The organism is Corynebacterium sp. HMSC062A03, from assembly GCF_001811145.1.
Classification (GTDB): domain Bacteria; phylum Actinomycetota; class Actinomycetes; order Mycobacteriales; family Mycobacteriaceae; genus Corynebacterium; species Corynebacterium aurimucosum.
Genome location: NZ_KV803645.1, coordinates 141,137 through 161,388, shown reverse-complemented (window position 1 = coordinate 161,388; position 20,252 = coordinate 141,137). Strand labels below are relative to the sequence as shown.

Genomic DNA, 20,252 nt, shown 5'->3' with positions numbered 1-20,252 from the left:
TATCCCCCTAAAAGCGGGCAATGCGCAGATCTGAAGCGAGAATCGCTTCTGCTCCGAGCCCTTCGAGGCTGTCCATAACTTGATTCGCCAACTTGCGGGGAACCATGACGCGCACAGCGACCCAGCCTTCCCGGGCCAAAGGAGAGATGGTCGGTCCCGTCAGACCAGGAGTCACTGCTTCGACCTCAGGCAGCTTTTCCTCTGCCACGTTGTAGTCGAGCATGACGAAGTGGCGTGCATTGAGGATTCCGCGGATGCGGCTGAGCACAACGTTCTCATCTGCAGTGACGTCTTCGCCTTCGCGCTTAATCACCACAGCCTCCGAAGTCACGATGGGCTCACCGAAGGGCTCAAGGCCCTGCTGGCGCAGTGTGGTGCCTGTGGAAACCACATCGGCAATGACATCTGCGACACCAAGGTGAATTGAAATCTCGACCGCACCGTCAAGGCGGATGACTTGCGCGTCGATGCCATTGGCTGCGAGGTTATCACGAACCACGTTGGGATAAGACGTGGCAATACGCTTGCCCTGCAGCTTGGCGACGTCCCACTCCTCCCCCGCCGGTGCGGCATAGCGGAAGGTGGAGCCGCCAAAATTCAGGGCTAGAACTTCGTTGAACTTTGCGCGGGAATCCAGTGCCAAATCACGGCCGGTGATGCCCAGATCCAGGACGCCCTGCGCCACGTAGATGGCAATATCCTTTGGGCGCAGGAAGAAGAACTCGACTCCGTTCTCCTCATCCACGACGTTGAGTGACTTGTTGTGTCCACGGCCTTTGTATCCAGCTTCCTTCAGGATTTCGAGGGCGGCCTCGGACAGGGACCCCTTGTTGGGGACGGCAATTTTGATCATTGGTGTGCGGTACTTTCTACGCTGACTGCGATGTTGGCTGTGTACTAGGACGGCAAGGGGCCGACTAAAGGTAGGAATAAATATCCTCGAGCTTCAGGCCGCGCTTATGCGCCATAACCTGGAGCCAGTACAGCAGTTGCGACATCTCCTCAGCGAGTTCCTCATCGGACTGGTACTCGGCCGCAATCCACACTTCGCCAGCCTCTTCGATGATTTTCTTGCCCAAGTGGTGGATTCCTTTATCGAAGGCTTCCACGGTGCCGGAGCCTTCGGGGCGTTCGGCGATCTTCTGGGACAGTTCCTCAAACAGGCTTTCAAAATTCTTCACAAAGGAATATTCTTCCACACCGCTGCATAAAATTCTGCACCCCGGCCGAAATTCTCCGGCTACAGTGAGCGCAAGCGCTGATACCACTCATAAATATCGCGCGCCGTCGCACCTTCCAGGTGGCGGTGCCCGCTGCCTCGCAGTTCGGCGATGACAGTGACCTCGTCTGGGACTGTAACGTGCTCCCCTTCCGGCAGGCCAATGACGGAGCAGCCAGCGGCGACCGCCGCGCGCATACCTGCCGCCGAATCCTCGAATACGAGGCAATCCTGGGGTCGAGCACCTACCCGGCGGGCAGCCTCGGCATACATATCAGGAGCTGGTTTGCCGTGGGGAACCTCGTCGCCGCAGATCGTGTCAACGAAATAGTCTCGGCCCAACGCCGCGATTGCGGAATCCGCCACGTAGCGCTCAGTGTTCGTGGTCACCATCATCGGCATTCCCGCATCCTTGAGCTCACCAAGAAGCTCCGAAATTCCCGGGAATATCTCGAGATGATCGGAAAAAAGCGACTTTACGTAGTCGAACATGAGCATGCGGTAGCGTTCGCTATCACCAGACTGGAGCTCGACGCCGGCTTTGTCAGCGCAGATCGCGAGCGTGTCCTCAAAGGTCGCGCCGACCGTCGCCAAACGCTCAGTAGGTGTCAGCCGGCGCCCCAACGTTTCGGAGAGGTAAAAGGTGGCCTCTTCCCATAGTGGTTCAGAGTTGGTGAGTGTGCCGTCCATGTCCCAGAAGATCGCGGCGGGACGACAGGTATGTGCGGTCTGATCGGTATCAGTCAATTAGAAATCCAGCTCCGGTAGCTGCGCGAGGGCTTCATCATCTGCACCTGTTGCTGCGGAGGCCGAGTGAATAAGCTCGGTGAGCTCCTCCTTCTCCTCTGGCTCAAGTACAGCGTCGGCGTTCTTGCGGTTGAAAGCTGCGAGCTTCTCGACGGAAGGACGTACCGCGGCTCCCAGGAGACCACCATCTGGATCATCTGGAAGTTTATCTAGGTTCTCGAGGAAGGACTCCAAGATAGAGCGGAGGTCTGGGAGCACCGAAGCATCAAACGGTGCCTCCCAGAACTCCTTCTCCTCTTCCTTGAGGTAATCCCCGGTAGCGAAGGACTGCAGGTTGGACATGAACTCATCAACGGTGGGCTGGAATTCTGCACGAATCGTCATGAGCTAAATCATGCCTGAAGTTTCCTAGAGGCGCACGCCCAGCAAGGAATTAACTGCAGTGCGCAGAACGTTAGATGCTTCTTCGGACGCTTCCGCTGCCCCTGGGGCATTCTCAGCCCACTGATCAAGAACCGCAATAGCGCGCGGGGTATCCACATCGTCTGCCAACGCTTGGCGCACGTTGTGGACAACGTCCTTGATCTCTTCCACGGTTCCTGGGTTTCGGGAGGCCGCGCGCCAGCGCTCCAAACGCTCCTGCGCGGTGTGCAGGACCTCGTCGGACCAGTCCCGGTCCTCACGGTAGTGGCTGGAGAATACTCCAAGGCGAATCGCAGAGGGATCAACGCCTGCCTCCACTAGCTTGTGGACGAAGACCAGGTTACCCAAAGACTTGGACATCTTGGTGCCCTCCAAGCCAATCATGCCGGTGTGCACATAGGACTGGGCCATGCGTTTGACACCACGGGCGGCCTCAGCATGCGCCGCAGAAAACTCGTGGTGCGGAAACTTGAGATCCGAACCTCCACCCTGAATATCGAAGCTGGAGCCGAGCCGGTTGGTCGCGATGGCAGAACACTCAATGTGCCAGCCCGGACGCCCCGGACCAAAAGGAGATTCCCAGGCGGGTTCGCCCTCGCGGTGGGCACGCCAAATCAAGGCATCTAGCGGATCACGCTTACCGGGGCGGTCCGGGTCACCGCCGCGCTCGGCAAAGAAGGTCTCCATCTGCTCCCGGGAATAATTCGATTCGTAGCCGAAGTTCTTCGTGGCCTCGATGGATGCGTAGACGTCCGGATAGTCGGGGTCATCGACGACGTAGGCTGCACCTGCGTCGAGAAGCGCCTGCACCATCTCCGTGATCTCATCGATGGCTTCCATCGCCCCAACGAAGTGCTGCGGAGGAAACACAGAGAGCAGTTCCATGTCGGAGCGGAAAAGATTGATCTGCGAGGTACCCAACTCGCGCCAATCCACGCCATCGCGCTCGGCGCGTTCGAAGAGCGGATCATCCACGTCGGTGATGTTCTGGGCGTAATTCACCTTGTAGCCGTTATCCAGCAGCTGGCGGTAGATCAGATCAAAGGTGAGATAGGTCGCCGCATGGCCCAGGTGGGTGGAATCATACGGGGTAATGCCACAGACATACATGGTGGCGGTCTCCCCCTCGATGTTGAGCTTTTTTACCTCTTCATCAGCGGAATCATAGAGGTGAAGCGGCGACGGGGCGCCAGGTACGGAATCGATGTGCGGGACAGGCCAAGAGTGCATGGGCACCATCCTAACGTGTACTGACTCCGCAACTGGCGCATGCCCGGTTATTAAGGGGCGAGCACCCCGAGGCCCAGCAAGAGCATGACGAGGAGCCCGACAGGGATGCGGTAGGCCGCAAACCACTCGAAGGAGTGGTTACCCACGAACTTCAGCAGCCACGCAATAGACGCATAACCGACGACGAAAGCGATGAGCGTGCCGACGAGCAGTTGGGCGCCGGTGGCAGATTGCCCCACGGTGGGGCCGAAGGCGTCGCCAAGCGAAAACAGGCCCGAAGCCATAACCGCAGGAATGGCGAGGAGGAAGCTAAAGCGCGTCGCCACCTCGCGATCCAAGCCCAAAAAGAGGCCGCCCGAAATCGTGCCTCCCGAGCGCGAGACACCTGGGATGAGAGCTAAGCACTGGCATAGGCCCATGACGATGGCATCGCGCATCGTCAAGTCCTCGAAGCTGCGCTCCTTTTTGCCCACCCTCTCAGCGATGATGAAGACAACGGAGAAAAGCACGAGCATGGATGCTGTAATCCACAGGTTGCGCAAGTTATCCCTGATCAGGTCCTTGCCCAGGACGCCTAGGATGCCAATCGGGATTGAGCCGACGATGACCATCCACCCCATGCGGTAGTCCTGGCCACGCTGCTCCTTGTGCACGAGACCTATGAACCACCCTTTGAGGATCTGCCAGATCATTCCCGCGAAGTACACAATCACTGCTAACTCAGTGCCGAGCTGGATAACGGCAGTAAAGGAGGCGCCGGCGTCCTGCCCCCAAAAGAGCGTGGAGACGATGCGTAGGTGCCCCGAAGAGCTCACGGGCAGGAATTCGGTGAGGCCTTGGACAAGAGACAAGACGATGACCTGTACCCATGTCATGGCGTCAGTTGTAGCTGTTGTAGTCACCCGCGACAGCCTACTAGCGCGCTCCATGGCTTCCGGTTTCCACCACGCTGACTGCTAGGATGAGGGATCGTGAAAATGCGTCGAGTCCTGCTTTCTTCTGCCCTTCTTGCCAGCACATGCGCCCTTGCCGCCTGCAATCCCACGGAAGGGGTTGGCGGGGACCCCAACTCGGCGGTCTATGGCAAGGCCGAACCCGCTTCTTCCCCAGAGTCATCGAAGCCAGTGGGCACCGTCGTGCCCTACGCTGCCGTGACTGACCTCGCGGCGGTGGGTGATACCCTCGCCGTGCGCACCGAGGACTCCCTCGCTGTAGGTTCGGCTGCGGACTTTGAGGAAGAAAAGGCCACGCAGATTTCCGTCGATCAGAAGTGCGGCGACCTGACCGCTTCTGACAAGCATTTCCTCCTCGCGTGTGGGAAAAAAGTCTTGCTTGTTGATCCGTCTCAGCCGGATTCCCCACAGGAATTGGCAGTGGATGAGGAGCAGCCCGTAACGGTAGCCGCGGAGGCTTCCAGCGGTGAAGTATTCGTTGGTTCAAAGGACTCGACCACCGTCGGCGTGTACCGCGACGGGGAACGCAGCACCGGCATCACGGTGGAGGCCGGTTCGGATCAGCTCATTTCCGTTCCCGTTTCTGAGGGTGCGGACGGCATCGTCCGCGTCTTAAGGGAAGACTCGACGATTCAATCTCTCGATTGGGAAAAGGACCGTGCGGGCGGGCGTCTGCGTGTAGGCCAGGGCGTCGGCCAGATCTCCGGCGGCGAAGGGGCCGTGGTCGTGGCATCGGACACCGTAGGCAAACGCGTGGCTATCTACACTGCCAGCGACGTTATTCGCCTGCACCAATACGGCAACACCGACGGCACACCGTGGGGCGTGGCTTGGGATGCCGGCCGCACACTGGCGTGGGTAACCACCACCGATAACAACCATCTCCACGCCTATACCGTTTCCGCGGGCGTCCCAGAAAACGTTGGCACCATGGACACTGTGGCTGATGCACGCACTATTGCTGTGCTGGGCGACGGCACCCTCGTCACCGCCTCCGCATCCGGTGAAGGCCTCCAGTTCATCACCGATCCGCAACTCGACACATCACCGCGCTAGCATCCGGTCTCAAAGACCTCATTCGCAACCTCAGCTAAGGACACTTCATGCAGTACTCCGCTCTTGACCGCGCCCGCCATGCTGCCTACCAGGCAGCATTGAAGGGAATGTTTAAACTCGACCCAGAGCGAATCCACGGAATCATCAACGGCGGGCTCGCTATCTTCCAAGCCGGTGGCCCGCTCAATCGCGCGCTGGGAAAGGTGGTACCGGTTAATGATCCGGTATTGGAACAGGAAGTCTTTGGGGTGCGCTTCCCACGTCCGCTAGGGTTGGCGGCCGGCTTCGACAAGAACGCGGCGGCTGCTGATGTCTGGACCCCCGTTGGCTTCGGCTATGCCGAGCTGGGCACCATCACCCCGAAGGCGCAGCCCGGAAACCCTACTCCCCGCCTGTTCCGACTCAAGGCGGACAAGGCGATCCTAAACCGCATGGGCTTTAACAATGAGGGTGCGCTGGCCGCCGCGCGCAATCTACGCAAGCGCCGCTACAACGATGTCGTGGGCATCAACATTGGCAAGAACAAGGTCACCGACGCCGAGCATGCTGTGGATGATTACCGTCAGTGCGCATCTGTGCTGGGGGATCTGGCCGATTATGTCGTGGTTAATGTGTCCTCCCCTAATACCCCAGGATTGCGTGACCTGCAGGCAGTGGAGTCCCTCCGCCCCATCATGGAAGCCGTGGTGGAATCGACTTCCTCGCCGGTCTTGGTCAAGATTGCTCCCGATCTCAGCGATGAAGATATTGATGCCGTGGCGGATATGGCCGTGGAAGTTGGCTTGGCCGGGATCGTGGCTACCAACACCACTATTTCCCGTGAGGGGTTGAATACCCCGGCCGACGAGGTTGCTGCCATGGGCGCGGGTGGCGTGTCGGGTCCCCCGGTGGCTGAGCGTTCGATGGAAGTGCTCAAGCGACTTCACGCCCGCGTAGGCGATGAACTGGTGCTGGTTTCGGCGGGCGGAATTTCCACGCCGGAGCAGGCATGGGAACGTATTACTGCCGGTGCCTCGCTGCTGCAGGGCTACACCGGACTGATTTATGGTGGACCGGATTGGATTCGCGACATTCACCGCGGCATTGCCCAGCAGATTCGCGCGCACGGCCTCAGTAACATCTCGGAGGCAGTTGGCTCCGGTCTGGGATGGATCGACTAAGCCCCCGAAGAGTCTTCGAGGGGGCTTAGCCCTGTCGATGAAGAGAAGCACGGATGAGGGGCTTCCGCGCTTCATGCGTTTCACTTAACGCAGTGTGCGGCGGATAATGACCGCGCACAGGCCTGCAGCCACGGCGTAGAGGAAAACCACGTACTGCCCCATCGTGGTGAGGACCGTACTGGGCAGTGCGCGGCTAGCGATGATGAGCACCAGCGCTAGGACTAGCGCAATGATTTGCTCGCGGCTGCCGCGCTGATCGCGGCGTTGGGTGCTGAATGCACCGACGAGCAGCGCCGCGCCAACGATGGCGAGGTGGCGCCATGTCCATTCAAAGGTGGCGCCCCAGCCGTCGGTGAAAATCGATACGAGCCCAAATAGTGCTAACACGGCGGCCAGCAACATGAAAGCGCCGCCCACGCGCAGGGCGGCGGGGATATCTACTCCGTCAGTCGTGGGGTTAGTATCCGAATTCCTAGTCATTGTGCCGAGTCTAATGGGCCGTATTAGTGGGCCTCGTACCAGCCCCACGTAATCGCACGGCCGAGGGTGTGGAAGAAAAGGTTAAACCCAAGGACCGTCGGCGTTGCCTCCGGGTCGATGTCGAGGCGCTCAACGTCGACGGCGTGGACCGCAAAGAGGTAGCGGTGCGGGGCATGACCAGCTGGCGGCTGGGGCCCGTAATAAACGCGCTGGCCGGAGTCTCCGCGCAAGCTGATGACACCTTCATGCCCAAGGTCTTCCGCGGAGCCTGCTCCCGTAGGAAGCTCACGTACGTCAGCCGGAATATTGAACGCAGCCCAGTGCCAGAAACCGGAACCCGTCGGAGCGTCCGGGTCAAAGCAGGTGACAGCGAAGGACTTGGTTCCCTCGGGTACGTCCGACCACGAGAGTTGCGGTGAGATGTTCTCAGGAGCGCGGAAGCGCTCTGCGATTTCCGCCCCCTCTTCAATATCAGTGGACGTTACGGTGAATGCGGGGACATCCCCCAGTGGTGCATAAGGGTCCGGGCCGGGAAAGCGGGAATCGGTGGCGTAGCTCTCAACGGAATCTGAAGTGTTCTTAGTCATAGATTCATTTGTACCGGAAAGCTAAAACCCATGCCGACGAATGGTCTTCTGCCCTAGACAGCGGCAGTAAGCGCTCGGTTGGGGCGAGCGAGTTTCATCGTTGTGTTTTCAGCACACTGCACGAGCCTAAAACACCGCGTGAGCTGCTGATTTGTGAAGTTATGCCCATTCGGGATACAGTATGCGAGTGCCCAGCCGAGAGGCTGAACAAACACCCTAGCCCGGGTGGCGGAATGGCAGACGCGCTAGCTTGAGGTGCTAGTGTCCTATTAACGGACGTGGGGGTTCAAGTCCCCCCTCGGGCACAGATAGAAGCCCCGTGTTTCGCATTGCCAGAAAGGCAGGCGATTCACGGGGCTTTTCGCATCGGTACAGTGGGTGCGTATGCACGCTACTTTTACCTATCTAGATCCCTTCACCGCCCAGCGCCATGTGGTCGAGGCCCCCGAGGACTCTCAGTATGTTGTGGTTAAACGACGCGGTGACGCCGTTGTTGATGGCACGGTGATGAGCTTCCACTCCACCCATGCGCAAGCCCGCGACGCGGTCATGGCCGGCCTCACGGAGGAATTGCGGCACGCTGGGGACAACGAACCCGTTTATGTCACCCATGCTCGCTTGCGGGGTGAGTACGCTCGCTACGTGGACTGCTAAGCTGCCCGGCTATTAATAGGTTCCGCTTCTTCCACTACAGTTGCCTTCTTCTTCGACGTGACGTAGCTGTGCACAGCCTTGATCAGGATGGGCACTACAGACAGCGCGATGATAAGCAGCATGATCTTCTCAATCGAATCGGCAATGCCTGGAATATTTCCCAAGAAGACGCCGACCAAATTCATGGAGAGCACCCATGCCACTGCCCCGCTAACGTTCCATCCGATGAACTTTTTATAGGGCATTTCAGCCGTACCAGCGGCCACCAGGAGTGAATCCCCCGGAAGGAACGGAAAGAGTACTCCTGACTCAATGAACACCACGAGGCCAATACCGCCTATGACCCATGGCCCAAAAGCCTCAAGCAAGGTAGCCGCGTCCATATAAGACGTGAGGTTATGAAGAAAGTTCATGCGGATGCGTGCCTCAGATAAGTATCCACCGCGGAGTGCTGAAACCGTGCATCGAACCGAGGCTTGCCAGCAAGTTGGGGCGCTACTCCCAGTTCCTCCCCAGACACCGCGACTCGCGGGACGCGCTTGGATCCAATGAGGATTTCGGCCTCACTCGGATTAAGCTTGTAGCCCTATGAAAACTGGTTGGGTGCACAGCGTCGGTGACTTTTGTACGTCTTTGGCGCGCTCGGCTTGGCGGAGCTGCAGCCGCTGGACGTGGAAGCGTTGGGCGGCGGTAATCCTCACCGGCATGGCGCTGGTGATTCTTGCCGTGCTTGTCGACGTCCCCTCTCTCGCCGCGCTCCGTTCTTGGTCGCAGCACCTCGGGCCATGGTTCCTCGTCGCCTTTGCCGGCTCCTATATCTTCTTCACGCAGTTCCCCATCCCCCGAACAGTATGGACTTTAGCCGCGGGGCTCCTCTTCGGCCCGTGGCTCGGGCTGGTCATCTCCCTCGTCGCACTGACCATCTCCGCCACTGTTTCCCTGCTGATAATCCGCAGGTTGCTTGGTGAATGGATTCGCCCGCACCTCACGCACCCGGCGGTCTATGCAATCAATGCGCGCCTGGACCGCCGCGGTTGGCTCGCCGTGGCCTCATTGCGGATGGTCGCGGGAGTTCCGTTTTCCTTATTAAACTATGTCGCGGCCCTCACCCCAATTTCGGTCCTGCAGTTTTCCATCGCCACTCTCATCGGTTCGATTCCCACGACCGCTATCGGTGTCTTTTTCGGGGACGCGCTTACCGGTAAGACAAGCCCCTACACCATCGTTGGCTTTGTCCTCGCCGCTGCACTCGGTATCGCCGGACTCATTTTAGACACGCGCTTGCCGCTCGAGCCCGGTATGCAACGACCGGTCAAGCGCAAGGGGTAGACTAAACGTTGTTTCTCACTGGAAGGAGTCTCTCAACGTGCTAGCAGTCCATGCCCGCTACCGCGGTCGCTCGGTGCGCCGCGCCGATTTGGTCCAACGCTCCGCAGCTGCGCTTTCCACGCTGGAGGGCGTCGGTGAATTCGAGGTCCTTGGCGTCGAGGATATTTGCGCCGTTGCCTACTCCTCTTCCGCGGTGTGCGATGTCGTCATGGCACTTCTTGCGGACGGTGACTGGGCCATCGGTATCGGTGTTGTCCCGGGCGAGGGCGCGGGAGATGCCGAGACGCGCGCCGTCGCTACCGCTGCTGTGAAGGGATCAGCACGCGCGGGGCATGTCTACGCCAAGGTTGATCGGCGCGGGCGGGCGCAGGAAGCGCAGGATATTGCAGCGGCCTTCGCTCTCCTCGGCTTCGTACTCACTAAGCGCACGATGGAGGGCCGCGAGGCTACATCCTTGGTGCGCGGAGGACTAAACCAGAATGAGGCCGCCGAGGAATTGGGTATCTCCAAACAGGCTATGTCCCAGCGCCTCCAGGCGGCAGGCTGGGCAGCGGAAACCGCCGGATGTCAGCTCGCGGTGAATCTCATCGACCGAGCGAACTCGAACTAAAGAAGATCTTCTTTGCGCAGCTCGGGCGTCGTGACGAAGTCTACGAGACGTTCTACAGCGCCGATGAGCGTGGAATCGAGATCCCGGAAGGAATTGACGGCATTATAAACACGGCTCCAGCCTTCCTTGGGATCGGACCAGCCCGTTCGCCGGCAGATACCAGTCTTCCAGTCCTCCCCATAGGGAACTTCGGGCCAGGCGCGCAGCCCTAGGCGCTCGGGTTTAACGGCTGCCCAGATATCAATGAAGGGATGTCCGGTCACGAGCACATGCTCGCCCACTGTTTGCGTCAACCGCGTTTCCTTTGAGCCTTCTACGAGGTGATCCGCGAGAACTCCCACGCGGCGCCCAGGTCCTGGCTGGAATTCAGCGAGGCGTTCCTCGAGGTTGTCTAGACCCTCGAGGTATTCGACTACCACGCCCTCTACTCGCAGGTCGTGCCCCCAGACCTTCTCCACGATCGCCGCATCATGGATGCCTTCGACCCAAATGCGCGATGGCGCGGCTACTTTCGCCTCAACGTTCTCAACGCGGCGCGATCCAGAGTTCGACTTTCTGGGCGCTTGCTTCTCGACGTATCTCGTCAGCGTCACCGGCTGCCCCTCTACAAGGAAGCCGCCCTTGACAAGTTTGAATACTCGCTCGGTACCGTGACGATCTTCGAGGCGCACGACTGGCCCCCACGCGGTCTTGTCCACGCCCATCACCGCCCCCACGAAATCGTCTCCGCGAACCTCGACGACCAGCCCCGGTTCTGCGGGCACCTCGGGGTATTCGGTTTTCTTGTTGCGTGCATGTCCGGCGAAAATGTCGCCGCCGTAAGGATCCCGGGAATTCAAGCTCATAGCGGTCTACCCTATCGTCTACACTGTCCAGCCATGGATATGCGCGCCGAAGTCTGGTCCCCCGTACAAAACGTCGCCGTCTGGCTTGGCGCGTGGCTGTGGGGACACGAATCCGCCGATGATTTCCTTGATGCCCTCCGCGAGCTAGGCGGGGAACAGCAGGGAGCGAACGGAGAACCCTTCCTTGATGTTATGTCACGTCTCCGACGCGAAACCATCTCCATTATCGAGCGCGGTGAACGCGAGCCCCTCCTGCGACTCATCCTTTCTGGCCCGGGTGAGGCGCCAGCACTACCGGCGGGTTCGGATTCGGCGCGTGCAGCGGCTAATAATCCGGCCGGCGCTATCGTGGTGCGGACCAACGATAGAGACCGTCATTTAGTATTGGTGCCCTCTTATGCCGACGGCGCCACCCAGTGGATGGTAATTGAGGAAACTGCTGCGCTCCCCTCGCCTGCGTGGCTAAGCCCGGGCGAGGCTGATGCGCTATTGAGCGCCGCAACGAATGAATCCGCAGCACTCATCGAAGCTCTGGGCTACCGCAGCGATGCTCTCCCCAATCCGCGGCTGACGGTGGGAACTCTTAGTGACTTCTATGACACTCCGGGTTTACCCGCTGCGGTACCGGGGCGCGCAGCAAAACTTTTTGCGCGCGCTGATCGCGTCGCGGCCATCATCGAGACAGTGACCGACCGCATCCAGGACCACAGCCTCGATCCACAGCTGCTGCGCCTATGGCGCCACATCCGTCAAGCACGAATGGCTGGCGTGGCCTACGCGCTCACGGATTTCGCGCGTTAATGCGGCTTGTGCAGCGACCAGATATCGCAGCACCCTTCAGCGCAGGGGGCACCATCGACGGTGCAACCTTGGACAGTGACGTCTCCGAGAGAAACGGGCTCGGTTCCCTGCTCCAGCTCATCGATGAGGTCCACGATGAGCGAGGCGAAACGAGTGGTTGGACCAGCGGTGTGGGTGCGATAGACGCTAACCCCCATCTCCTCGGCGGCTTGCTTTAGTTCTGAATCGAGGTCCCAGATGACCTCCATATGATCGGAGATGAATCCGATGGGACACACGACGACGCCATCGACACCGTCCTCCTGGTGGATGAGCGTCGTGTGATCGACGATGTCCGGCTCTAGCCATGGAGTAGCCGGGTTGCCTGACCGCGACTGCCATACAAGGTCATAGTCCTCCACCCCTGCTGCCTCGGCGACGAGACGGGAAGCTTCCGCCACCTGGCGGGAGTAAATGTGCTTATCTCCTTCAGCACCCCCCACTGCATCGTGCGCCGTTGGAACTGAGTGGGCAGTAAACAGCATGCGGGTGCTAGCCAGCTTGTCTTCCGGGACCTGTGCGTAGGCATCTCGGACCGCGGCAGCCATCTCTTCGATGAACTTCGGGTGATCGAAGAACTGACGAAGCTTGGTGAAGGTCATGGCGGGCAAGTTCTTGTCTTCGACGTACTTGCGCAAAGCGACGATGTCTTCGTTGTATTGTCGGCAAGCACTGTAGCCACCCCACGCCGAGGTAGCAAAGACAGCCACGTTGCGCACTCCGTCGGCAGCCATTTTCTCGACAGCTTCTGTTCCGAAGGGATGCCAGTTACGGTTACCAAAGTAAACCGGTAGATTATGTCCGCGAGCCTTGAGCTCCACGGCCACGTTGTCAATAATCTCTCGGTTCAATTCGTTCAAGGGGCTTTTACCACCGAAGTGAAAGTAGTGCTCCCCAACTTCGATAAGGCGCTCGCGCGGAATGCCGCGGCCACGGGTAACGTTCTCCAAAAACGGGACGACCTCCTCGTTTGCTTCCGGGCCACCGAAAGAAAGAACGAGGAGGGCGTCGAATGAAGAGGGCACCGAATCGGTGCTGTGGGCGTTGCCCTGGGCAGTACGCAGTGTGTCAGTCATGCAGCCCAGTCTAGCAACGGGCTGTTCTAGATCAGGCGCACGGCATAGGGTGCCATGCCGCCTTGACGCACAGGGGTAATGCTGACGTTTTGACCAGACTGCGGGGCTTCAACCATCGTGCCATCGCCGAGGTAGATCGCCACGTGTTGGTTGCCGCTTGGGCCGTAGAAGATTAGGTCACCACGCTCCATCTCACTCGGTGCGATCTTGGTCCCCTTCTGGTACTGGTAGCCGGTGTAGTGCGGCAGGGAAATGCCTACTCCTGCAAAGGCATAGAGAACAAGGCCCGAGCAGTCGAAGCCGACCTTGTTGTAGTCACCGTGGGAATCCGCCACGCCGCCGTCACGAATGCCCTGGGTGGGACCGTTTGCATCGCCACCGCCCCACGCATACGGAACACCTACCTGGGACGTCGCGCGCGAAATGACAGTCTCGATCTTTGCCTCACGGGAGGCATCACCCAGAGATTCGGAAGCCTTATCCGTGACGCTATCGGTCGTGTCAAGTGGATCCAGCACACCGGAAACCTCGGACTCCACAGTGTCTTCATCCGAAGTCGCGGAAGCAGAATCGCTAGCCTCCGCGATGCTCGCGCCTTCGCCCTGCAGGGCGAAAAGCTTTGAGGAGCCTTCAACCAAAGCGTCGATCTCGTCCTGGCTCAAGCTGTTGCTGTGGCCTGGCTGAGAAGCGGCGACCAAGGAAGCTACGGTTCCTACCGCGCCAATGCCCAATGCAACCGTCTCAGCATCGATCCCGCTCGGGTCGAAGGAGCTGCCGCTGCCGCCTGAAGTCGCCTCCTCTTCAGCGGAGCTTGCAGTGCTTGTCGACGACAATTCCTGCACGTTCGGATCGTTGGCCACAGTGCTTGCGGCACTCGAGAGCGCATCCATGTCTTCAGCAGAAACGGAGGGCGCAGAGCGTTGTGATTGCAAAGTAGGGTCCTTCGCCTCGGAGGCTGAAGGGCCGGCGGCCGCGACGGAATCGGTCTCTGGGGTCGACTCTGTGGAGTCATCGGCTGGGGCCGTAGTTGTGTCCTGAGTACCGGCCTCCCCCGCTGGCGACAAGGCCTCATCGTTGACGTTCTTTCCGGTCTCTGGACTTGACGAATCGACCACGTCAACACCCTTAGCTTGATTAAGGGCCTTGTGGAGAGATGAGAGTTGAGAGAGAAGGTCCTCGCGCTCGGCCGCAGATTCTTCAATTGAAGCTTCGGAAGCGGAGAGCTGTTCGCGTGCAGCGGACTCAGCATCGGCCGCCTTCTCTGCGCGCTCCTCAGCCAACTGCTGGGTCTTGCGTAGCTGCGACTCCTTGTTGGCCTTCTCCGTGCGCTCCTTTTCCAGATCGCTCACAATGGCCTGTTGCTTTTCTGATTGCGAGCGGAGGTAGGACTGGCGCTCCAACATATCCGATCGGGCATCCTTGCCGGCCGCGTGGGAAACGGCGTCAGAGGTATTTGCTCGGCGGTAGGCAGAGCGTGAGACCTCGTCCAGCTTGGCTTGAGCATCGGCGACGTCTGCCTGGGCATCATCAAGCTCCTGGCGAGCCGTCGCGGTTCCCTGGCGAGCCTGGGCTGCCTTAGTGCGAGCGTCATTGAGATCAACGAGCGCCCGGTTGACGGTTTCACGTTGGATGCCGATTTCGGCCTCCGCTTGCGCGATGCGTTCCTCAATCTGAGCGATGGCGCCGGCGAGGTCAGCGATGGAAGGACTATCAGAGGACAGCAGTGACTCAATATTGAGCCGCTCAGGCTCCTCCGCCACTGCAGGAGCGAGCGAAGAAGCGGTAGACAAGGCTGCGGTGGTCGCAATGGCAGCGAAAGCTGCCTTGAAACGCCGGAAGCCAAATGACGATGTGGTGGCCACGAGAGTTATCTCCTAGGCACCTACCTCATTGGAACTGTCATGCGTGTCGTGCAGACATGCGTGCCGGACATCGAGCGGTACAGGCAACGAGTCAGCCAGGCAAACGGTAGTTAAGGCACGCAAAGTGCGCATAGCTAGCTCGGTCTTCCCGCAGGATGTTACGACGACGGCTACGTCCAAAGGAATAAGTGGAACCGAAAAGGCTGGCACCCGGTGCTGGCCGGGGTATGCCCACGCGGGTTGCCCTAGATGATTACGAGCAACTTCACGACAATATAGGTCGAATAAGTTGGGCTGCACCATCACTGACACGGGGCAACACGATACTGCGCGGCGTCTCGTGTGTGCACCAACATCAAGCCGGACCGCTTTATAAAAGCAAATCAGACTGCGCACTCGCGGGCTCGTTTGCTCCGCATAGAGCGCGCTTAAATATGACTGCGCGATCCGGCGATGAGGGGGCACACACCCTAATCTGGCGATAAGTCCTATGTCGGTTCCTCCTCGCTCGGCGCCGCGCTCATGGAAGGGTCGCGTCTCGCACCAATAGTGGCGCACGCGCAAGCCCTCGTGGCTGGCACCCAACCGGAAACCGATGGAACCCAGGCCGACGCAGCCCTCAAAAAGGCATGCGTATGAAGTGTATGAAGCCTCTTCCACTCGGGAGGTAGGTGTTTCGATATCTAAAAAAATTTGAACACTGGTACCGACTGCGCCGAGCAAACTGTACTGCTATGCGCATCAACATAGTGGTGCGACGGTCATCCACCAGGCGGTGAACCTCAACAGTTCCCTTCGCTCGTGGCGTGCTTCCCCACATACCCGTGCGACAAATCAGTTGAGAGTCAAGGCTTGGTCCATGAACGTATGGAGCAATAGTCAACCCGTGAGTCGATACGTGAACCATACGTCACCGACACGCCTTCTCGCACACTTTCCCCATCTTTCACATAAGCCACGCATGACCACACGGCGTTACAGGCGCACCTAACCTGCAATGACATTGTTACGAAGGTGTGACTGTGATGTTGCTCACTCTACCCTCGGCCCTCACCTGTCCTGCCCATCGGGCACCGCCCCTTTGTCGCGTCCCAAGCCTTGCCTTGCGCCTTTCTCTCTTCGGGGGCGAGTTCCTAGCGGCACACCATTCGGAGGGTGCTTGAGGAGGCGGCACTTGCGTGCGAGACCCCATTAGCCTTTCGCCCTTCGAGCTCTGCCTCGCGGCGTCAGCTTCGACCTCGGGATCGCCCGCCCGCCGGCCGGAGATTTCACCCTCCAGCGGGACGAGAAATTGCCCGCCCTGCGCCTGTCTCAAGTCTCGTGGCACACCTAGCTTTGGAAGGCTCGAAAGCCTAGCGGCAACCACTCCCCCGGCGAAAAATCAAGTCTTAGTGGTTGATTTTCGCCACTTCCCTACTCCCCCGCACTGAAGGCCGGCGCGTGTTGGTCGGCGTCTTCTCGCCTAGTGATCGGCTGGTTCAACCTCCGTGGCGGCTGCCCGGAAACTCGCCCATCCAGCGACCGCCGCAACGGTGAACGCGACCGCAAAAATCAACAACCACGGCACGGAGAACTGATCTGCAACGGCATAAAAATCATTAAGCAGGGTTACCTGATCGAGTCCGGTGGGAAGCGAATCTTCGGCCGCCTCTAGGGCTGCCCGGTCATAAGAATTACTGACCGCGGACACCCGCATGGGTGCCTGGAGAATTACTGTGTCAAGTCCCGTTTGCTCTTGAAGGGTTGTGGCCAGATCGCGGAGATCTGGAATTTTCTCCGGAAAAACATCAACGACAGCAATGCCGTGGTTGGGTTGGAGGGATTCTGCGATGTGGGTCTGGAGGTCGTCGTCAAGCGCTAGTTCTGGATTGGAGAATGCCACGCCATCGGCCGAGAGCTGATCGGCGATGTCATCTACGTCTACTCCCGCAGGAATCATTCGCCTCTCCTTAATCTCTAGCCTCAATGAACATTGGGACCTTGATCGCTGTGCTTGGCGTCACGGCTCGTCACGCTCATTTCTTTGGCGGGGGCGTTTCCCCCCTGCTGCTCCCGACTGAGCCTAAACCGTGCAGTGCGGTTGACGTGGGCGACTCGCCGCTACCCCCGAAATGTAGGAAACAGAACGCTCGTACTGTTATGCTGGTGTCAACCGAGGGTTCTTACATCTACAATAGATACGGAACATTAGCGTTCTGAGACTGTCGAAATTCCTGGCTCCAGTTGGCTGCTAGGGCATGACGGCAAATTCGATGAACCTTCGACCAGTGTTCGATAACCCACAAGCAAAAGCAAGGAATGGAGCTCCTTATGACTGAAAGCCTGAACTCCTTCGGCGCCAAGAAGACTCTTGAGGTCAACGGTAAGTCTTATGACTACTTCGACATCAACGCAGTCGAGGGCCTGGAGAAGCTTCCTTACTCCCTCAAGGTGCTGGCTGAGAACCAGCTGCGCTACGAGGACGGGAAGAACGTAACCAAGGATCACATTAACGCTTTGGCGAACTGGGATCCCTCCGCTGAGCCGGATACCGAGATCCAGTTCACCCCGGCCCGTGTTCTTATGCAGGACTTCACCGGTGTCCCCTGTGTGGTGGACCTGGCAACCATGCGTGAAGCTATCACCGCCCTCGGCGGCAAGCCGGACCAGGTGAACCCGCTCAACCCGGCTGAGATGGTTATTGACCACTCCGTCATCGTCGAGGCCTTCGGCTCCACCGAAGCTCTAGAGAAGAACGTTGAGATCGAGTACGAGCGCAACCAGGAGCGTTACCAGTTCCTGCGCTGGGGTGCTGAGAACTTCTCCAACTTCCGCGTTGTTCCTCCGGGAACCGGTATCGTCCACCAGGTCAACATTGAGTACCTCTCCCGCGTTGTCTTCGACAACGACGGTGTTGCTTACCCGGATACCTGTATCGGCACTGACTCCCACACCACCATGGAGAACGGCCTGGGCATTCTGGGCTGGGGCGTCGGCGGCATCGAGGCCGAGGCTGCAATGCTGGGCCAGCCGGTGTCCATGCTGATCCCCCGCGTCGTGGGTTTCAAGCTCACCGGCGAGATTCCGACCGGTGTGACCGCAACCGATGTGGTTCTGACCATCACCGAGATGCTGCGTCAGCACGGCGTCGTTCAGAAGTTTGTTGAGTTCTACGGCAATGGCGTGAAGTCGGTGCCGCTGGCCAACCGCGCCACCATCGGCAACATGTCCCCCGAGTTCGGTTCTACCGCCGCGATCTTCCCGATCGACGAGGAGACCATCAAGTACCTCGAACTCACCGGCCGCCCGCAGGAGCAGATCGACCGCGTCGAGGCATACGCCAAGGCGCAGGGTATGTGGCTGGAGCAGGACGCTCCGGAGGCAGAGTACTCCGAGTACCTCGAGCTGGACCTGTCCACCGTTAAGCCCTCTATCGCCGGCCCGAAGCGCCCGCAGGACCGCATCCTCCTCTCCGAGGCCAAGGAACAGTTCCGTAAGGATCTGCCGACCTACGCTTCCGGCGAGGTTGTTGCAGACGAGTCCACCATCGAGGCGAAGCGCATGACCGCTGAGGGCGCCGACGAGAACTCCCTCGTCGACGTGACCGGTGGCCTGAACAAGTCTCGCGCTGGTGAGGGCGAATCCGCAGCCAAGGGTGGCTCCGGCCGCCAGTCCAACCCGGTGACTGTCACCTCCCCGAACGGCGGCGAGTACACCTTGGACCACGGCATGGTAGCCATCGCTTCCATCACCTCCTGCACCAACACCTCCAACCCGTCCGTCATGGTCGGCGCAGGCCTCATCGCCCGCAAGGCGGCCGAGAAGGGCCTGAAGTCCAAGCCGTGGGTTAAGACCATTTGTGCTCCGGGTTCCCAGGTTGTGGATGGCTACTTCCAGCGCGCAGACCTCTGGAAGGATCTGGAGGCCTTGGGCTTCTACCTCTCCGGTTTCGGCTGCACCACCTGTATCGGTAACTCCGGCCCGCTGCCGGAGGAAATTTCCAACGCCATCAACGAGCATGACCTGGCTGCTACCGCGGTGCTGTCCGGTAACCGTAACTTCGAGGGCCGCATCTCCCCGGACGTCAAGATGAACTACTTGGCTTCCCCCATCATGGTCATCGCCTACGCTATTGCCGGCACCATGGACTTCGATTTCGAGACCCAGCCGCTGGGCCAGGATCAGGATGGCAACGATATCTTCCTCAAGGACATCTGGCCTTCCCCGCAGGAGATTGAGGACACCATCCAGCAGGCCATCTCCCGCGAGCTCTACGAGGCGGACTACGCCGACGTGTTCAAGGGCGATGACGCATGGCGCAGCCTGGACGTTCCGGAGGGTGAGACCTTCAAGTGGAACGAGGACTCCACCTACATCCGCAAGGCACCGTACTTCGACGGCATGCCAACTGAGCCGGAACCGGTTCAGGACATCAAGGGCGCTCGTGTTCTGGCTAAGCTCGGTGACTCCGTAACCACCGACCACATCTCCCCTGCTTCCTCCATTAAGCCGGGCACCCCGGCCGCTCAGTACCTGGATGCCAACGGTGTGGAGCGCCAGGACTACAACTCCCTGGGTTCCCGTCGTGGTAACCACGAGGTCATGATGCGCGGTACCTTCGCCAACATCCGCCTCCAGAACCAGCTGGTCGACGTCGCCGGTGGCTACACCCGCGACTTCACCCAGGAGGGCGCACCGCAGGCCTTCATCTTCGATGCTTGCGAGAACTACAAGGCAGCCAACATCCCGCTGGTTGTCCTTGCCGGCAAGGAGTACGGCACCGGTTCCTCCCGTGACTGGGCTGCTAAGGGCACCAACCTGCTTGGTGTGAAGGCCGTCATCACCGAGTCCTTCGAGCGCATCCACCGCTCGAACCTCATCGGTATGGGCGTCATCCCGCTGCAGTTCCCGGAGGGCAAGTCCCACGAGTCTCTGGGCCTGGACGGCACCGAGACCTTCGATATCGAGGGCATTGAGGCTCTTAACGAGGGCGGCATTCCGAAGACGGTCCACGTGACCGCTACCAAGGAATCCGGCGAGACCGTTGAGTTCGATGCCAAGGTTCGCATCGACACGCCTGGTGAGGCCGACTACTACCGCCACGGCGGCATCCTGCAGTTCGTTCTGCGCCAGATGGTCAAGGCCTAAACCAGCCTTGTCCCGCATGCGGGGACGCCGACTACGGATAGCCCCGCATAACTA

General features: G+C 59.5%; 20 protein-coding genes and 1 tRNA gene. 8 read left to right on the top strand and 13 right to left on the bottom strand.

The window, feature by feature from the left end; all coding sequences use genetic code 11:
- Positions 1-7: 7 nt before the first annotated feature.
- From hisG to HMPREF2781_RS00740, 6 genes are all read right to left on the bottom strand, one after another.
- On the bottom strand, positions 8-853 hold the full coding sequence (hisG, locus tag HMPREF2781_RS00765; protein WP_070446611.1) for an ATP phosphoribosyltransferase: 846 nt from the start codon (positions 851-853) through the stop codon (positions 8-10).
- 64 nt (positions 854-917) lie between these two features.
- Positions 918-1,181 carry a phosphoribosyl-ATP diphosphatase gene (locus HMPREF2781_RS00760; protein ID WP_010186658.1) on the bottom strand — a complete coding sequence of 88 codons (264 nt, stop codon included), beginning with the start codon at positions 1,179-1,181 and terminating at the stop codon, positions 918-920.
- 59 nt (positions 1,182-1,240) lie between these two features.
- Positions 1,241-1,966 (bottom strand): HAD family hydrolase, encoded by a 726-nt coding sequence (locus HMPREF2781_RS00755; RefSeq protein ID WP_070643544.1) that lies wholly within the window; start codon positions 1,964-1,966, stop codon positions 1,241-1,243.
- The gene (locus HMPREF2781_RS00750) at positions 1,967-2,350 is read right to left on the bottom strand and encodes a hypothetical protein (protein ID WP_070446609.1); all 384 of its coding nucleotides are present in this window, start codon (positions 2,348-2,350) and stop codon (positions 1,967-1,969) included.
- Positions 2,351-2,374: 24 nt separating this feature from the next.
- Positions 2,375-3,619 carry a cysteine--1-D-myo-inosityl 2-amino-2-deoxy-alpha-D-glucopyranoside ligase gene (gene mshC / locus HMPREF2781_RS00745; protein ID WP_070643542.1) on the bottom strand — a complete coding sequence of 415 codons (1,245 nt, stop codon included), beginning with the start codon at positions 3,617-3,619 and terminating at the stop codon, positions 2,375-2,377.
- A 50-nt stretch (positions 3,620-3,669) separates the two neighbouring features.
- On the bottom strand, positions 3,670-4,521 hold the full coding sequence (locus HMPREF2781_RS00740) for an undecaprenyl-diphosphate phosphatase (RefSeq protein ID WP_201828226.1): 852 nt from the start codon (positions 4,519-4,521) through the stop codon (positions 3,670-3,672).
- A 75-nt stretch (positions 4,522-4,596) separates the two neighbouring features.
- Here HMPREF2781_RS00740 and HMPREF2781_RS00735 point away from each other — a divergent pair, with 75 nt between their 5' ends.
- Together HMPREF2781_RS00735 and HMPREF2781_RS00730 are read left to right on the top strand one after the other, a co-directional pair.
- The gene (locus tag HMPREF2781_RS00735; RefSeq protein WP_070643539.1) at positions 4,597-5,628 is read left to right on the top strand and encodes an NHL repeat-containing protein; all 1,032 of its coding nucleotides are present in this window, start codon (positions 4,597-4,599) and stop codon (positions 5,626-5,628) included.
- A 47-nt stretch (positions 5,629-5,675) separates the two neighbouring features.
- Positions 5,676-6,788 (top strand): quinone-dependent dihydroorotate dehydrogenase, encoded by a 1,113-nt coding sequence (locus tag HMPREF2781_RS00730; RefSeq protein WP_070643536.1) that lies wholly within the window; start codon positions 5,676-5,678, stop codon positions 6,786-6,788.
- Positions 6,789-6,872: 84 nt separating this feature from the next.
- Here the strand turns inward: HMPREF2781_RS00730 and HMPREF2781_RS00725 are convergent, their stop codons facing one another.
- Together HMPREF2781_RS00725 and HMPREF2781_RS00720 are read right to left on the bottom strand one after the other, a co-directional pair.
- On the bottom strand, positions 6,873-7,268 hold the full coding sequence (locus tag HMPREF2781_RS00725; RefSeq protein WP_070446604.1) for a hypothetical protein: 396 nt from the start codon (positions 7,266-7,268) through the stop codon (positions 6,873-6,875).
- Positions 7,269-7,291: 23 nt separating this feature from the next.
- Entirely contained in the window at positions 7,292-7,855 is a 564-nt protein-coding gene (locus HMPREF2781_RS00720) for a YbhB/YbcL family Raf kinase inhibitor-like protein (RefSeq protein WP_070446603.1), read from the bottom strand.
- Positions 7,856-8,074: 219 nt separating this feature from the next.
- On the opposite strand from HMPREF2781_RS00720, the gene HMPREF2781_RS00715 reads away from it, so the two are divergent.
- A tRNA-Leu gene (locus HMPREF2781_RS00715) sits at positions 8,075-8,160 on the top strand.
- A 79-nt stretch (positions 8,161-8,239) separates the two neighbouring features.
- Positions 8,240-8,509: a hypothetical protein gene (locus HMPREF2781_RS00710; protein WP_070643533.1), complete on the top strand. Its 270-nt coding sequence runs from the start codon at positions 8,240-8,242 to the stop codon at positions 8,507-8,509.
- On the opposite strand, the gene HMPREF2781_RS00705 is transcribed toward HMPREF2781_RS00710, so the two are convergent.
- Positions 8,506-8,922, bottom strand: coding sequence for a DedA family protein (locus HMPREF2781_RS00705; RefSeq protein WP_070643530.1), 417 nt, complete (start codon positions 8,920-8,922; stop codon positions 8,506-8,508). The two genes, HMPREF2781_RS00710 and HMPREF2781_RS00705, sit on opposite strands and share 4 nt — an antisense overlap.
- 175 nt (positions 8,923-9,097) lie before the next feature.
- On the opposite strand from HMPREF2781_RS00705, the gene HMPREF2781_RS00700 reads away from it, so the two are divergent.
- Positions 9,098-9,838, top strand: coding sequence for a TVP38/TMEM64 family protein (locus tag HMPREF2781_RS00700; protein WP_070643528.1), 741 nt, complete (start codon positions 9,098-9,100; stop codon positions 9,836-9,838).
- A 37-nt stretch (positions 9,839-9,875) separates the two neighbouring features.
- A complete protein-coding gene (locus HMPREF2781_RS00695; protein WP_070444784.1) occupies positions 9,876-10,448 on the top strand; it encodes a MarR family transcriptional regulator in 573 nt (190 codons plus the stop codon).
- Here HMPREF2781_RS00695 and HMPREF2781_RS00690 read toward each other — a convergent pair.
- Positions 10,445-11,293, bottom strand: a complete 849-nt coding sequence (locus HMPREF2781_RS00690; RefSeq protein WP_070444785.1) for a DUF3097 domain-containing protein — start codon at positions 11,291-11,293, stop codon at positions 10,445-10,447. The two genes, HMPREF2781_RS00695 and HMPREF2781_RS00690, sit on opposite strands and share 4 nt — an antisense overlap.
- Before the next feature lie 33 nt (positions 11,294-11,326).
- Between HMPREF2781_RS00690 and HMPREF2781_RS00685 the strand changes: the two genes are divergently transcribed.
- Complete coding sequence (locus HMPREF2781_RS00685) at positions 11,327-12,094, top strand: hypothetical protein (RefSeq protein ID WP_070444787.1); 768 nt, start codon at positions 11,327-11,329, stop codon at positions 12,092-12,094.
- On the opposite strand, the gene HMPREF2781_RS00680 is transcribed toward HMPREF2781_RS00685, so the two are convergent.
- The 3 genes from HMPREF2781_RS00680 to HMPREF2781_RS00670 all read right to left on the bottom strand — a co-directional run bounded on the left by HMPREF2781_RS00680 (position 12,091) and on the right by HMPREF2781_RS00670 (position 17,010).
- On the bottom strand, positions 12,091-13,209 hold the full coding sequence (locus HMPREF2781_RS00680) for a ferrochelatase (RefSeq protein ID WP_070444789.1): 1,119 nt from the start codon (positions 13,207-13,209) through the stop codon (positions 12,091-12,093). The two genes, HMPREF2781_RS00685 and HMPREF2781_RS00680, sit on opposite strands and share 4 nt — an antisense overlap.
- 26 nt (positions 13,210-13,235) lie before the next feature.
- The gene (locus HMPREF2781_RS00675) at positions 13,236-15,071 is read right to left on the bottom strand and encodes a DIP1281 family NlpC/P60 protein (RefSeq protein WP_070444791.1); all 1,836 of its coding nucleotides are present in this window, start codon (positions 15,069-15,071) and stop codon (positions 13,236-13,238) included.
- A 1,462-nt stretch (positions 15,072-16,533) separates the two neighbouring features.
- Positions 16,534-17,010, bottom strand: coding sequence for an Rv1476 family membrane protein (locus HMPREF2781_RS00670; protein ID WP_070444793.1), 477 nt, complete (start codon positions 17,008-17,010; stop codon positions 16,534-16,536).
- A gap of 371 nt (positions 17,011-17,381) precedes the next feature.
- Between HMPREF2781_RS00670 and can the strand changes: the two genes are divergently transcribed.
- Complete coding sequence (can, locus tag HMPREF2781_RS00665) at positions 17,382-20,198, top strand: aconitate hydratase (protein ID WP_210384566.1); 2,817 nt, start codon at positions 17,382-17,384, stop codon at positions 20,196-20,198.
- Positions 20,199-20,252: the final 54 nt, after the last annotated feature.

Excerpts from the sequence above, each read along its gene's own strand:
- HMPREF2781_RS00735 (WP_070643539.1), top strand. The coding sequence starts at position 4,597 with ATGCGTCGAGTCCTGCTTTCTTCTGCCCTTCTTGCCAGCACATGCGCC.
- HMPREF2781_RS00725 (WP_070446604.1), bottom strand. The coding sequence starts at position 7,268 with ATGACTAGGAATTCGGATACTAACCCCACGACTGACGGAGTAGATATC.
- HMPREF2781_RS00720 (WP_070446603.1), bottom strand. The coding sequence starts at position 7,855 with ATGACTAAGAACACTTCAGATTCCGTTGAGAGCTACGCCACCGATTCC.
- HMPREF2781_RS00705 (WP_070643530.1), bottom strand. The coding sequence starts at position 8,922 with ATGAACTTTCTTCATAACCTCACGTCTTATATGGACGCGGCTACCTTG.
- hisG (WP_070446611.1), bottom strand. The coding sequence starts at position 853 with ATGATCAAAATTGCCGTCCCCAACAAGGGGTCCCTGTCCGAGGCCGCC.
- HMPREF2781_RS00670 (WP_070444793.1), bottom strand. The coding sequence starts at position 17,010 with ATGATTCCTGCGGGAGTAGACGTAGATGACATCGCCGATCAGCTCTCG.
- HMPREF2781_RS00710 (WP_070643533.1), top strand. The coding sequence starts at position 8,240 with ATGCACGCTACTTTTACCTATCTAGATCCCTTCACCGCCCAGCGCCAT.
- HMPREF2781_RS00685 (WP_070444787.1), top strand. The coding sequence starts at position 11,327 with ATGGATATGCGCGCCGAAGTCTGGTCCCCCGTACAAAACGTCGCCGTC.
- HMPREF2781_RS00750 (WP_070446609.1), bottom strand. The coding sequence starts at position 2,350 with ATGACGATTCGTGCAGAATTCCAGCCCACCGTTGATGAGTTCATGTCC.
- HMPREF2781_RS00680 (WP_070444789.1), bottom strand. The coding sequence starts at position 13,209 with ATGACTGACACACTGCGTACTGCCCAGGGCAACGCCCACAGCACCGAT.
- can (WP_210384566.1), top strand. The coding sequence starts at position 17,382 with ATGACTGAAAGCCTGAACTCCTTCGGCGCCAAGAAGACTCTTGAGGTC.
- mshC (WP_070643542.1), bottom strand. The coding sequence starts at position 3,619 with ATGCACTCTTGGCCTGTCCCGCACATCGATTCCGTACCTGGCGCCCCG.
- HMPREF2781_RS00690 (WP_070444785.1), bottom strand. The coding sequence starts at position 11,293 with ATGAGCTTGAATTCCCGGGATCCTTACGGCGGCGACATTTTCGCCGGA.
- HMPREF2781_RS00730 (WP_070643536.1), top strand. The coding sequence starts at position 5,676 with ATGCAGTACTCCGCTCTTGACCGCGCCCGCCATGCTGCCTACCAGGCA.
- HMPREF2781_RS00700 (WP_070643528.1), top strand. The coding sequence starts at position 9,098 with ATGAAAACTGGTTGGGTGCACAGCGTCGGTGACTTTTGTACGTCTTTG.